This is a genomic window from Paenibacillus pasadenensis (genome assembly GCF_023715725.1).
GTDB lineage: Bacteria > Bacillota > Bacilli > Paenibacillales > Paenibacillaceae > Paenibacillus_O > Paenibacillus_O pasadenensis_A.
This window is the reverse complement of record NZ_JAMBOT010000011.1, coordinates 36,317-48,606: the sequence shown is the minus strand read 5'-3', so window position 1 is coordinate 48,606 and position 12,290 is coordinate 36,317. Positions and strand designations below refer to the sequence as shown.

11 protein-coding genes and 1 pseudogene are annotated in these 12,290 nt (G+C 54.5%); 4 read left to right on the top strand and 8 right to left on the bottom strand.

The features are described from left to right. Positions 1-84: 84 nt before the first annotated feature. The 3 genes from M3223_RS19765 to M3223_RS19755 all read right to left on the bottom strand — a co-directional run bounded on the left by M3223_RS19765 (position 85) and on the right by M3223_RS19755 (position 1,831). Positions 85-630: a translation initiation factor IF-3 gene (locus M3223_RS19765; RefSeq protein ID WP_251564815.1), complete on the bottom strand. Its 546-nt coding sequence runs from the start codon at positions 628-630 to the stop codon at positions 85-87. Between the two features lie 70 nt (positions 631-700). Further along, positions 701-1,345 (bottom strand): nitroreductase family protein, encoded by a 645-nt coding sequence (locus M3223_RS19760; protein WP_251564908.1) that lies wholly within the window; start codon positions 1,343-1,345, stop codon positions 701-703. Positions 1,346-1,411: 66 nt separating this feature from the next. Then, positions 1,412-1,831: a MarR family winged helix-turn-helix transcriptional regulator gene (locus tag M3223_RS19755; protein WP_251564813.1), complete on the bottom strand. Its 420-nt coding sequence runs from the start codon at positions 1,829-1,831 to the stop codon at positions 1,412-1,414. 295 nt (positions 1,832-2,126) lie between these two features. On the opposite strand from M3223_RS19755, the gene M3223_RS19750 reads away from it, so the two are divergent. Next, positions 2,127-4,538 carry an ATP-dependent helicase gene (locus tag M3223_RS19750; RefSeq protein ID WP_251564811.1) on the top strand — a complete coding sequence of 804 codons (2,412 nt, stop codon included), beginning with the start codon at positions 2,127-2,129 and terminating at the stop codon, positions 4,536-4,538. A gap of 74 nt (positions 4,539-4,612) precedes the next feature. On the opposite strand, the gene M3223_RS19745 is transcribed toward M3223_RS19750, so the two are convergent. After that, on the bottom strand, positions 4,613-4,807 hold the full coding sequence (locus M3223_RS19745; RefSeq protein ID WP_251564809.1) for a hypothetical protein: 195 nt from the start codon (positions 4,805-4,807) through the stop codon (positions 4,613-4,615). Between the two features lie 303 nt (positions 4,808-5,110). On the opposite strand from M3223_RS19745, the gene M3223_RS19740 reads away from it, so the two are divergent. Further along, complete coding sequence (locus M3223_RS19740) at positions 5,111-5,329, top strand: PspC domain-containing protein (protein ID WP_251564806.1); 219 nt, start codon at positions 5,111-5,113, stop codon at positions 5,327-5,329. A gap of 75 nt (positions 5,330-5,404) precedes the next feature. Next, entirely contained in the window at positions 5,405-6,109 is a 705-nt protein-coding gene (locus tag M3223_RS19735; protein ID WP_251564804.1) for a PspA/IM30 family protein, read from the top strand. 69 nt (positions 6,110-6,178) lie between these two features. Here M3223_RS19735 and M3223_RS19730 read toward each other — a convergent pair whose 3' ends face one another. Continuing rightward, positions 6,179-7,186, bottom strand: a complete 1,008-nt coding sequence (locus M3223_RS19730) for a Gfo/Idh/MocA family protein (RefSeq protein ID WP_251564801.1) — start codon at positions 7,184-7,186, stop codon at positions 6,179-6,181. A gap of 247 nt (positions 7,187-7,433) precedes the next feature. Between M3223_RS19730 and M3223_RS19725 the strand changes: the two genes are divergently transcribed. Continuing rightward, positions 7,434-9,578, top strand: coding sequence for an RICIN domain-containing protein (locus M3223_RS19725; protein ID WP_251564799.1), 2,145 nt, complete (start codon positions 7,434-7,436; stop codon positions 9,576-9,578). 73 nt (positions 9,579-9,651) lie between these two features. On the opposite strand, the gene M3223_RS19720 is transcribed toward M3223_RS19725, so the two are convergent. The 3 genes and pseudogenes from M3223_RS19720 to M3223_RS19705 all read right to left on the bottom strand — a co-directional run bounded on the left by M3223_RS19720 (position 9,652) and on the right by M3223_RS19705 (position 12,281). Further along, complete coding sequence (locus M3223_RS19720) at positions 9,652-10,671, bottom strand: acetylxylan esterase (protein WP_353057720.1); 1,020 nt, start codon at positions 10,669-10,671, stop codon at positions 9,652-9,654. A 416-nt stretch (positions 10,672-11,087) separates the two neighbouring features. Then, positions 11,088-11,243: pseudogene (locus M3223_RS19710) on the bottom strand (transcriptional regulator); the annotation flags it as partial. 66 nt (positions 11,244-11,309) lie between these two features. Then, positions 11,310-12,281: an ABC transporter ATP-binding protein gene (locus tag M3223_RS19705; protein ID WP_251564797.1), complete on the bottom strand. Its 972-nt coding sequence runs from the start codon at positions 12,279-12,281 to the stop codon at positions 11,310-11,312. Positions 12,282-12,290: the final 9 nt, after the last annotated feature.

Here is a 12,290-nt window from a genome sequence, read left to right as displayed (position 1 = left end):
GGATTAAGCCCGAAGCGTCGAGCGCCATCACCCATGCATCCATTCCGCGCACAGCGCAAAAAAAGGGCGGAATTCCGCCCTTTTTTACTTAGGATTCACTCTCACCTGCGAGCCTTTGCCGCTCGTCTGGACGCCGGTCTCTTTTACCCCGGCCTCCTTCAAATCGGCAAGCAGCCGCTCCAGCACCGCTTTGGCGGCAGGGCCTTCCTTGGGACCAGATGCTTTTACGACGAGCTGCACCGGTTTGCCGGAACGGAGATGTTTGTCCGCCTGCCGCAGCTTCGTATCGTAATCATGCTCCTCGATGTGCGCCGTGAAGCGCAGCTCCTTGGCCTTGTCCTGGCCCCCGCCTTTGCCTCCGGAGCCCGCTCCGCTCCTGCCGCCTGCTGAAGCGCCTGCCGGTTTGCGTGCCGCCGCCGCTTCCTTTTGCGCCGCTGCTTTGGCTTTGCCCTTAGCCATAAGACTGCACGGCGGAGGACTGCTCATCAGCGAGGTGCAGACCAGGTCCGCCCCTGCCTGCTTGGCCAGCGCCAGCGCTTCCTGCCGGGAAACGACGCCGATCCGCTCTCCCCTCAGCCCTGTCAGCTCCACCTCGGATGCTCGGATTTGCTCGTTGATCAATACTGCCATCGCTGCTCACGCCTTCCGTCTAAGCTACAAAAAGAATAACCCGGCTTGCGCCGGGTTTCAAACGTTGTTATTATTTCCATTCCGCAATGCGGTCAACAGGCAGGCGCGTAGACGGACGCGCAGTCTGCGCGGCTTTACCGATGGAAATAAGCATGGACGGCACGTAGCGCTCCGGATCCATGTCGAACATCTCCGCAATGCGCGCCTTATCATATCCGCCAATCGGGTTCGTGTCATATCCGCGCGAACGCGCAGACAGCATAATCTGCATGGACACCAGTCCTGTATCAAGCAAAATCATATCGCGGAAAACATGAGCAGGAACAGTGCTGAACAGCCCCGTGTAATTGGCCATCAGCTGCTCTTTAACTTCCTGCGGCAGGTATCCTTTTTCTACAGCGCTGGACATAATTTCATCCGCATTGTCAAATGCCTTCATATCTCCGAATACGGCGATAACGGCTGCCGATGTCTGTACCTGCGACAGATTTCTTGGGGCCAGCTCAGCCAGCTTCGCTTTGCCTTCTTCACTTTCCACGACTAGAAAACGCCAAGGCTGCAGGTTGACGGACGAAGGAGCAAGCGTCGCTTCCTCAAGCAGCTCCGTCATTTCCTCGCGGCTAATTTTGACCATTGGATCGTAAGCGCGCACGGACTTCCGTCCGGCAACGATAGCTTTAAAATCATTCGTTTGGTGTGCAACAGGTAGTTGAATGCTCACAGTATTCTCTCCTCTCTAATCTATAGTTATATATTTAAAAATAATTGCTGAGGCCTCACCTTACGGTTCCAGCGAACGGGACAGGACTGCAAGCATACGCAGCAGCTCCTTCTGCTCCTCGGCCGACAAACCTCCTTGCAGCCGCTCCAAAAACTCATCCTTCTGCCGCCTGCAGTCCTCAATCCAGTCCTTGCCCTGATCGGTAAGGCGAACGAGCGTGATTCGGCTGTCCTCCTTGGAACGGGTGCGGATCAGCACTCCTTCCGCCTCCAGCTGCTGCACATGACGGGTTATGGCTGCGGGGTCAATACAGACTGCCTTTTGCAGCTCGGATTGGCTGACTTCCTTATCGCGGCTGAGCTGGCAGAGCAGACCAAGACGGCTGGGGCTGAGCCCGACATCCGTTTCGAAGCGGACCGCCAGCTGTCTGCTGAGCTGCATCAGCATATAGAGCAAATCTTCCGTTTTGTACGATGACATCCATCCTTCACCTCCGGCAGCCGAATCATTGATACATCAATGTTTGATATATCAATCATATATCCGGTTGAGCCAAATGGCAAGTGCACTTTGTTCCAGCTTGTACCCGCAGCGTTCAAAGCTTGCTCCCTGAACCGCGCTCTTCTCCCTTTTTTACTTTTTCAGCTGGAAAGGAGTTTGATATCCTTGGTTTTCCGTTGCAGTTCCCCGCCAGTTTCCGGTATGATTCAAGGATGACAACGAACAGGCATTCGCTGTTTCGAAGCGAACCGCCTACAGGAGAACGAATGCTAAGATGAGCACTACGACGAACTCAACGACCAATGCGAACCTGCCTCTACCTTTCAAAAAACCGTTCGGAGCGACCGGACGCAGCCTCCCCTATGCCAATCTCGCCTCCGGCGAAGGCAGCAGCCGGCTTGTTCCTGATTCCGACCAGGACAGCGGTTATTTCCGCGCGCTGGAGGCCGGCGGATTGTTCCTGAACGGGCCGCAGATCGAGGCGGTGCGCCACGGCGACGGGCCGCTGCTTACGCTGGCTGGGGCCGGCTCCGGCAAAACAAGCGTGCTGACCGCGCGCACCGGATATTTGATCGGCATGCGCGGAGCCGATCCCCGCTCGATTTTGCTGGTCACCTTCTCGGTAAAAGCCGCCGCCGAAATGAAGGAGCGGATCGCCGCGCTGCCCGGACTTCCTTATGGAGCCGCCAAGCAGGTGACGGCGCGCACGTTCCACTCGTTTTTCCTGCAGCTGCTGCGCAGCCAAGGGTACCGGCAGGAGATTCTCGGCAACGGGCCGCTGGCTATGATCGTGCTGAAGGGCATGCTTCGCGAGCTTGGCCTGAGCGACCGGCTGGAACCAGAAACAGTGCTCGCCGCCCTGTCTGAAGCCAAGCTTAGTATGCAGCCGCTGGCGGAGCTGCCGGAGAGCAGCGCTGCCGACCGGGAGCTGAAACGGCTGCTGCTTCGTTTTGAGGAGTGGAAAGTGCGCGAGGGGCGGATGGATTTTGACGATATCCTGCTCTGGTCGCATCAGCTGCTACAGGAGCGTCCGAGGCTGCTTCGCTCGCTTCAGGACCGGTTCCGTTACATTATGATTGACGAATTTCAGGATACAAGCCTGCTGCAATACGAGTTGATCCGCCTGCTGGCGGGCCCGCGCGCGAATTTAATGGCGGTAGGCGACGACGACCAGACCATTTACGGATTTAATGGAGCGCGAAGCGAATATATTCTGGGGTTCCGCGAAGCTTTTCCTGCAGCGCGCATGATTACGCTGGACACGAACTACCGCTCTACCGCCAGCATTGTCGGACTCGGCAACGAGATTATCCGCCACAATAAAGCGCGTTATCCCAAGACGCTGAAGGCCGTGTCCAAGAGCCGGCATGTGCCGTTATACATCCGTCCTTTTTCTACGGATCAGGAAGCAGCTTCCGTCACAGCTCATATTAAGGAAAGAGTCGAAGAGGGAGCGCGCGGCTGGGGCGACTTTGCGATTTTGTACCGTACGTCGAGCAATAGCCGGGCCATGTTCGAGCAGCTGGTGCTGTCGGAAATTCCTTTTCATCTGCAGGACAGCGGCGATCTGTTTTACGACCAGTCAGCGGTGAAGCCGCTGGTGGATTATTTGCGTCTGTCCGTGAAACGAAGGGATTTTACGGCGATGGAGGGCGTGCTACCCTCGATGTATTTAAACCGCGCCAAAGCGATGGCTCATATCCGGGCGAAGGACGATCCACGGCCAAAAAAGGGGCCGCTCATCCATCTGCTGACGATGGAGGGGCTGAAGGATTTTCAACGGGAAGCGATTCAGACAAGAATTAACTTTACAAAAGGGCTGAAACAGTTTAAACCGGCAGAAGCGATCCGGCTTATGCGCAAGGAATTTTATGATGCGTGGCTGGACGCGGAGGAATCAGGCGGCAAGCCGGGGGCTGCTTCTCCTCCTGGCGTTTGGCGTCCCAGCGGCGTTAAAGGAAATACCGGTTACGGCAAACCAGCCGCTCGCGGCGGAACGGATTATAGCGCGGCAAACGGTTATAGCGCAGGCAGCGACACCGTCTATAAGGAGACGCTGCGCGAGGCGCTGGACGAGCTGGAGGCTTCGGCAGCAAGATTCCAGGATGTGCCGGGTTTTCTCGCCTTTGTCGGCAAAATGGCGCAGCGACACGCCGAGATGCGCGCACTTCCGCCGGAAGCGGCGCGGGATACCGTTAAGCTGATGACGATTCACAAGTCCAAAGGGCTGGAATTCCCATGCGTGACGCTTATCGGCGCCTCGGAGGGAATTCTGCCCCACAGCTTAGCGCTGGAGGCGGACAAGCTTTCCGACTACAGTGCCGGAGCAGGCGCGGCGGCCGACCCTGCCGCTCGTAAAGAAGCCGCGCTGGAGGAGGAGCGGCGACTCGTTTATGTCGCCGTTACAAGGGCGCGCGAGGAGCTGCTTATCAGCTCCCCGGGGCTGTGGCGCGGCCGCAAAACCGAGGTGTCGCGCTTCCTGCTCGACGCCTTCCGCCCGGCTGGGGCGGATGGTGGCGCAGCTGCCGCACAATCGGCAGCTGCCGTCCCATCCAAAGCCGCAACTACAGCCGGAAGCCCTGCGCCGCGCAGCAATTCCGGCCATGGCAAGTCAGTTGGAGCGGGGAATTCGGAGCAGCGGAAGCTGCGAACCGGCAAACCATTCCCTCCCCGCAGCAGGGCATAATTCTATATGTAAACAAAGAGCAGGCCTGCCGCAGGCAGGCCGCTCCAGGCTTTCGGAACTTATCCGGAAGCCTTTTATTTTTGCTGGTTGCGCTGCTTTTTGTTCATGTTGTTGTTCATATTGTTATTCATGTTGTTGTTGGCGTTGTCGCCAAAAGCGGCTTGAGCGTCGGCAGTCAGATCGCTCGAAAACTCCGTATCTTGATTCGATTGAAACTGGTTCAGTTTTGTTGCTTGAACCTCTGCTTTGGAAGCCTTGTTTTTACCCATTCGCTAAGCACCTCTTTCGGCAAGTTGGTGGAGCGAAATTAGCATGCGGCACCCTGCGTTTTTTCATTCACGCCAAACAATTCCGATTGAAGCATAAAGCTGGGAAATGAATTAAAAACGACCAAAAACAGCTTCAGCCGCGCACTTGCACAACCTCCGCCCGAGCCTAACCCGGACCAGGGTCCAGGTTCAATTACATCCGGCAGTCTGTGTCGGCAATAGCTTGCGGAGGTTACAATAAATTCATCAAGCCGCACAGCCGAAGTAACGGCGATGCCGCACAAAGAGGAGAATGTTATAGCCATGAGAACCTTGTACCGTTCCCGTACCGACCGCAAGCTTGCGGGGCTGTGCGGGGGAATTGGCCGTACGTACGGCGTTGACCCTGGTCTGATCCGCATCGGCTTTATCGCAGCTGGAGTATTCAGCGCAGGTACCGTTCTGCTGATCTACGCCGCCGCATCTGTCGTTTTGCCAAATGAACCGGAATTCAGCGGGCCTCCGCCGCGCGGCTCCTTCTAATTTGTCTCCCATCGTTTAATGGACTGAAGCCTAACCGACCTATCCCATTCAGGAATCGATAAAGGAGTGTTGAACATGAGCGTTTTTGACCGCATCATGAATTTAACTAAAGCAACTGCTAACGAAATGCTGAGCAAGCTGGAAAATCCGTCTCTGATGATGAACCAATATATCCGCAACATGGAAGAAGAAATTGATGGGATGAAAAGCGAGCTGAGCCGCCAGCAGGCTGCTTCAAGAGCGTACAGCCAGCGCCTGGAAGAAGTGTCGCAGCTCGCCCAGCATAATCAAGCGAAGGCCGAACAAGCACTTCAAGAAGGCCGCGAGGCGGAAGCGCGCGTTGCCCTGGAGCATAAGCTGCGCTATGCGGATCAAGAGCTGGAATATTCCCGCCTCAACGAAAATGCCGTCCATGCCGCAGCGGAGCTGGAGCTTCGCATTGCCGACGCCAAGGAAGAGCTGGCACGTCTGGTTAAAAAACGCGACGAGCTGGCTGAACGCATCCAAAAAGCCGAATCGGCTGCCGAGCGCACCGCTCCTAGCTTTAGCCACGGCTTCCAGCCGGGCCGCGCTTCCCGCGGCTTCGAACGCATCGAAGAAAAGGTGCTGCAATGGGAAGCCCAACTTGGTCTGAACCGTGACTACAATCCATCCGGTTCAAGCTACAGCTCAAGCAGCTCCGCGAGCTCGTCCCATGCTTCCAGCTCCGCAAACAGCGGACGTTCATCGGTCATTGATGAACAGCTCGCTGCGATTCGCCGCAAAATGAAAGGCGAATAATCTATAATTGAAAAAGGGAGACATCAGGCTCACGAGCCCTTGTCTCCCTTTTTTTGCTGTTTACGCTGTTTACGATGATGAACGGCCTTTTAAAACGTCCAAAATCCGGTCGCAAAGCGCCATCGTGGCGACATTGTCGCGTCCGCTCGGCAACGGCTGCGTCCCCCGGGCGCAGCATTTCATGAAATGCTCCATCTCACCGACAAATCCGCGCACATGCAAATCCTTAACGCCTCCAGACATCGTCGAGATGGACGGGCTAAACCTAACAGTCTGCTCCGCAAGCGACTTCCAGGATGAGGCTCCCGCAGGCAAGGAATGGTGCACGGTAACCCTCTCCACATCCTCCACCTTGGCATATCCGCCGTCAAACGTAACGAGCAAGCTTTCATTTTCGCTGGACCAAGCATCCGTCCCTGCAAAATAAACGCTGCCGACGACCCCGTTTTCAAATTGCAGCGAAAGAGTATGGGCAACGGTTGGATTTTGGTTATGGCTGAAGCCCGCAACCTGCGACACCTCCCCGAACAGCTCGCGCATCAGGTCGATCATATGAATGGCTGCCAGCTTGATGAACGCTTCTTCATCGTTGCAGAACGGCGTGCTGTCAACCGCAAACACAAGCTGAAAGGAACGGGGAGCTCCCAGAGTACTCTCTGTAATCAGCTCTTTGAGCTTCCTGTATGCAGGAGCAAAACGTTTCATAAATCCAACCATTAGAATGACACCTGCCTGCTCGGCCGCATCAGCAATCCGGGCCGCTTCGTCGGCATTCCATCCGAGCGGCTTGTCTACGAATACGTTTTTTCCGGCCTGGATGCATTCCATCGCCAAGCGGAATTGATCCTCTGGCTGTGCAATGACAACGACGCCGTCACTTTTCTCTTCACTTAGCATTTTTTTGTAATCGTCATACGGAGTCCCCCTGCTCCCGAACCGCTGCAGCGCCGCCTGCGACCGTTCCAGACTGCGAGTGGCTACGGCTCCAATATCCGCTCCCGCTTCAACCGCGGCCGGAAGTATATTCGTTGAGGCATGGAAGCCGGCTCCAATAAAACAAAGTGTGGCATTTTTCAATGTTCATTCTCCATTCTGCTATGAATTGCCGATTTCGGCGAATGTTGGCCTTCTATTACCTTACCCTTGTCTCTAGGCGGTGAAAAGGACACCTGTCCATTTTACAAATCTTCCAATTTTATAGATTTAGGTTAGGATTTTGATATTGTTATCGTTTACATTTCTTGTTATTTTTATCTACGCAACAGGAAAGGAGGAGACTGTTTAAAGGCGTTAAGAAAGCTCACTCAGAACAGGAGGCAATTAAATGAAAGTTCGAAAGGGCAAAAAGTTCTCATGGTTGATGCTGGTTATGCTGATCGGCATATTCGGCATGGCTCAAGGAGCGTCTGCGCAAAGCGCCGCCATATTTAACGGGTACCAATTTACGGATACGGACGGTAACGGTGTACACGCACATGGAGGAAACATCATCAAACATAACGGATATTATTACTTTTTTGGCGAGAATCGCAATGAGGACAACACGTTTTATGCGGTATCGGTGTATCGTTCGACGGATCTCAAGAACTGGGAATTCCGCAATCACGTATTAACTCAGAGCTCTCATCCTGAGCTTGCCCTTGCTAACATTGAGCGTCCTAAAGTAGTGTACAACGCCTCTACCGGCAAGTTTGTCATGTGGATGCACAAGGAAAACGGAATCGATTATTCCGAGGCGAAAGCTGCGGTCGCTTACTCCGACACGATCGACGGCGATTATACGTATACGGGCAGCTTCCGTCCTATGGGCATTGGCTCCCGAGACTGTACGCTTTTTGTAGATGATAATGGTGACGCTTACTTTATTGCTTCCTCCAACGGAAACGCCGACTTGAATTTTTACAAATTAAGCAGCGACTACTTGACGGTTGACTCATTGGCCAAAAGCATGGCTGGCGCGCATCGTGAAGCTCCTGCGGTATTTAAGCGGAACGGCGTTTACTTCCTGCTGACTTCGGGCAATTCCGGCTGGTGGCCGAATCAACAAAAGTATGCCACATCCACGACAGGCATTACGGGCACCTATTCAAACTTCGTCAATGTCGGTGACGGCAACGCCTACAGATCGCAAACCACTTTTGTGCTTCCCATTCAGAACTCCAGCGGCAATACAACAAGCTTTATGTATATGGGCGACCGTTGGGCCGGAGCGTGGAACAAACCGGTCATTCAATCCCGTTACGTCTGGGCCAATATTGAATTTCCTACAAATACGTCCATGACGTTTAATTACAACGATGTTCTGAACATCGATGTGGACGCCGGTACCATTACGGGCGAAAACTGGACTACATCCACTTTTGATCCAAACACGGCCTATTCCATTACGAACAAAAATAGCGGCAAAGCCCTTTCCGTGCAAGGACCGGATCGGTTAAAAGCAGGCGCAAAAATTGAGCAAGCCACCGTTTCAAGCGATACGTATCAAAAATGGAATCTGATTCCGGTTCCGAATTCCGGCGCTAATTACTATTACATCGTCAACGTAAACAGCGGCAAATACATCGATGTTCCCGGCAACAATGATGCCAATGGGCTCGCCATGACACAGTATTACGGAAACAACGGAAACAATCAGCAATGGAAAATGATTGATCTTGGAAACAACGAATACAAGCTAATGAACCGCCAAACGGAGAAATTTCTGGAGATCCAAGGAAATTCCACAGCAAACGGAGCGTTAGTTGTCCAAAATCAGCCTGACATCACGGCTGGACAGACGTGGATTATTCCTGAATCGCCGAATTCAGCCGCTAATGTCAGCGCAGATAAAGCGGCGCTTGCAATCGGCTACACAGGCACGGATTCGAGCGGAGGCGTAACGAAAAAAGTAACCCTTCCCGGACAAGGGGCCAACGGATCCTCTATTACTTGGGCTGCCAGTAACCCGTCGGTCATAGACGTGAACGGAAACGTGACTCGCCCCGTCAATCCGAGCCCGAACGCAACAGCGACGTTAACTGCAACCATTACGAACGGGTCGGTATCCGATACCAAAACGTTCACGTTAACTGTTCTTGCCGCAAACAGCATCTTTTTGCAGGCGGAAAACGCCTTGCTCGGCCCGGGAGTTACGGTTAATTCTACAGGCAGCGCATTCAACGGAACTGGATTCGCCGATTTCTCGGGCGGTGAAGGATACTTGGAGTGGACGGTAAATGTTGCGCAAACCGATACCTACACCTTAAATTTCCGGTATGCAAACGGAGCCGGAGACCGCCCGATGACGCTTGCCGTGGATGGAACTACGGTTGCCGCAAACCTGTCGTTTCCTGGGACAAGCAGTTGGAATGCAGCATGGAGCAATAGCACTCAGGCTGTCTCTTTAACTGCTGGCACGCATACGATTCGCCTTACGACAAAAGGCTCCAGCGGCCCCAACATCGACCAGCTTCAGCTTATTTACTAAAGCAAAAACAGCCGTACGAGTTTGACTCGCACGGCTGTTTTTCTCTTTATCCGGCATTCTCTGAACAGCGATTTTACCGTCCCGCATGCTCCAGCGCAAAACGCAGCTTGTCCCGGTTATGCGCAGCGCTAACCTCATGGCCCAGGAAAGGATAATCCCGAATTTCCTTCGGAGCATGAATCCGGTTATATGCAGCGTATACCGTTTCCGGCGGACATACGGTATCCCTCCACCCGACACTGGCAAGCACGGGAGCCGTAATTCTGCAGGCGAGATTCATATTATCGAAACAGGCCAACGTTTCCAGCAGGCGCGAGAGCTGATCCGGCTCCCGGCTGGCAAGCAGACCGGCCTCGGTTAACGAGCCGGTGGAGCTGAAAATCGCATGATCGATGTGGCATAAATTAGGAATATCGGCCAATACCGCAGCCAAGCCTATCTCATGGAAACAAGCCAGTCCGCTTAACGCTGCCACTGCAAGCGCCAGTCCCCCGCCTTGGCTGCCGCCGCATGGAATCAATCTTGCCGCGTCTACTTCCGGCTGACGGGAAGCCGCCTGCAGCGCTTTCAAGCTGTCGATGTACATCGCCATATAGTAAGAAGACTCTGGCTGCTCCAGCAAATTTTGCGTAATCCAGCCCTTCGACTGTCCGCGGCTGGACTGGAGCCGGTTGCCCGTATCGCCGCCCTGCCCGCGCACGTCCACCGCCAGTACGGCATATCCCATCATCAGCCACTGTACATGCTGCTCCGGGTATCCTGCTCCTCCTGTATATCCAGGGTAGATAATCACGCATGGAACCTTTTTATTTTCTGATTGGGAGGGCGCCATATACCAGCCTCTTACGGGCGTGTCGTCATAACCCTCGTATTGGATGCGATACACTGCCGTCCCGGGAAAAAGACTCTCGTCCACCCGCTCTCTGCGATCATGGAGCGGTTTCTCCCAAGCCTCCTTCAGCCTTGGCCGCCAAAAGCATTCCGCCTTTTCCTTCTCCATCGTGAGCGGCGGCATGTAGAGCTGCAGTTCCATCTTCCTGCGCTCCAGATGATTCATTTCCGTATTGCCGGGGATGCTTGCGAATCCGTTCATTTCAAGTCCTCCTCGCTCAAGACAGCTGCTTCCGGACAAAGTTAACGGCAGGATGGCTCGTCCCGCCCTAACTCATTACCCAATTCGTCAATTCCTGCCGCTCTCCTTTTCCGAAATCGAACGACTGAAGCCGAATCATATTAAAACAGCGGCCAGCCTTGGACTATAAAATAAAAGTCCTGGACTGCCGCTGTTTAATCTGCCTGCACCGTTATTGCTGTATAAGTTGAATCAGATTGCCGCTTGTATCGTCGAAGACAGCTATCGTAAGATCGCGATTGATAATCCTTAGCAGCGGGATGTTCATTCGGTTCGAGCAGAAGCTCCGTGCCCCCCCTGCGCATCGGGAGAAACAACCGTAATCCATCTGAATATCCCGGCAGCACGTCATGCTTTTTGATGAAACCGAGCGTTCCTATCGCCTGCCGCGAAATGGAAAGCTGATGATTCATAACGAGACGGGCCGTAAGCTCATACATCGTCATCTCCTTGCGTTCGGACAGCTCATCTAAAATTAGCCTCCGTGTCGAGTCGCCAAGTGCATAGAATACAGCGTCTTTGTCCCAATTCATAAAAACATTGCGGAGACACAAAAAAACCTCCGCCGTCCCAAAGGACGGCAGAGGCACTAGATACAATCAGGCATAATGGCAAGCAGCCCAGTGAGTCGGGTTCGGTCCGACTTGGCGAAGCTCCGGCACTTCGGCCGCGCAGCGCTCGGTTGCGGCCGGGCAGCGCGTGCGGAACGGACAGCCGCTTGGCGGGCTGATCGGGCTCGGCAGGTCGCCGCGCAGCACGATGCGCTCCTTGGTCGCTTCAACGTCCGGATCCGGAATCGGAATGGAAGAAAGCAGCGCTTGCGTGTACGGGTGGCGGGGATCAGCATACAGGTCGCCGCTGTCCGCCAGCTCAACCAGCTTGCCAAGGTACATAACGGCGATGCGGTCGCTGATATGTTTAACCATCGCCAAGTCATGCGCAATAAACAGGTACGTCAAGCTTTCGGTGCGCTGCAGGTCCTGCAGCAGGTTGACAACCTGCGCCTGGATCGACACGTCCAGAGCGGAGATCGGCTCATCGGCAACGATGAACTTCGGATCAACGGCAAGCGCGCGGGCGATGCCGATCCGCTGCCGCTGTCCGCCGGAGAACTCATGCGGGTAACGCGTCAGATGCGACGGGTTCAGCCCGACCTTGTCCAGCAGACGCTCAACGGCGATCTTGCGCTCCTTCGAGCTTGCGACGAGACCGTGGATATCCAGCGGCTCGGCGATAATGTTCTCCACCGTCCAGCGCGGATTAAGCGAAGCGTAGGGGTCCTGGAACACCATTTGCATTTCGCGGCGGAACGCCTTCAGCTTGGCGCCTTTAAGATTGTAGATGTTCTCGCCGTTGTAACGCACCGCGCCGGAGGTAGGCTCGTACAGGCGCATAATCGTGCGGCCAGCCGTCGATTTGCCGCAGCCGGATTCGCCTACCATGCCGAGCGTTTCGCCTTTGCGGATCGACAGGTTGAGGCCGTTGACCGCTTTAAGCGTTTTGCCTTTGCCGACGTCGAAAAACTTGCTGAGGTTGTCTACCTCAAGCATAGCGTTGTTGTGGCTTGCCATACGTTCTCC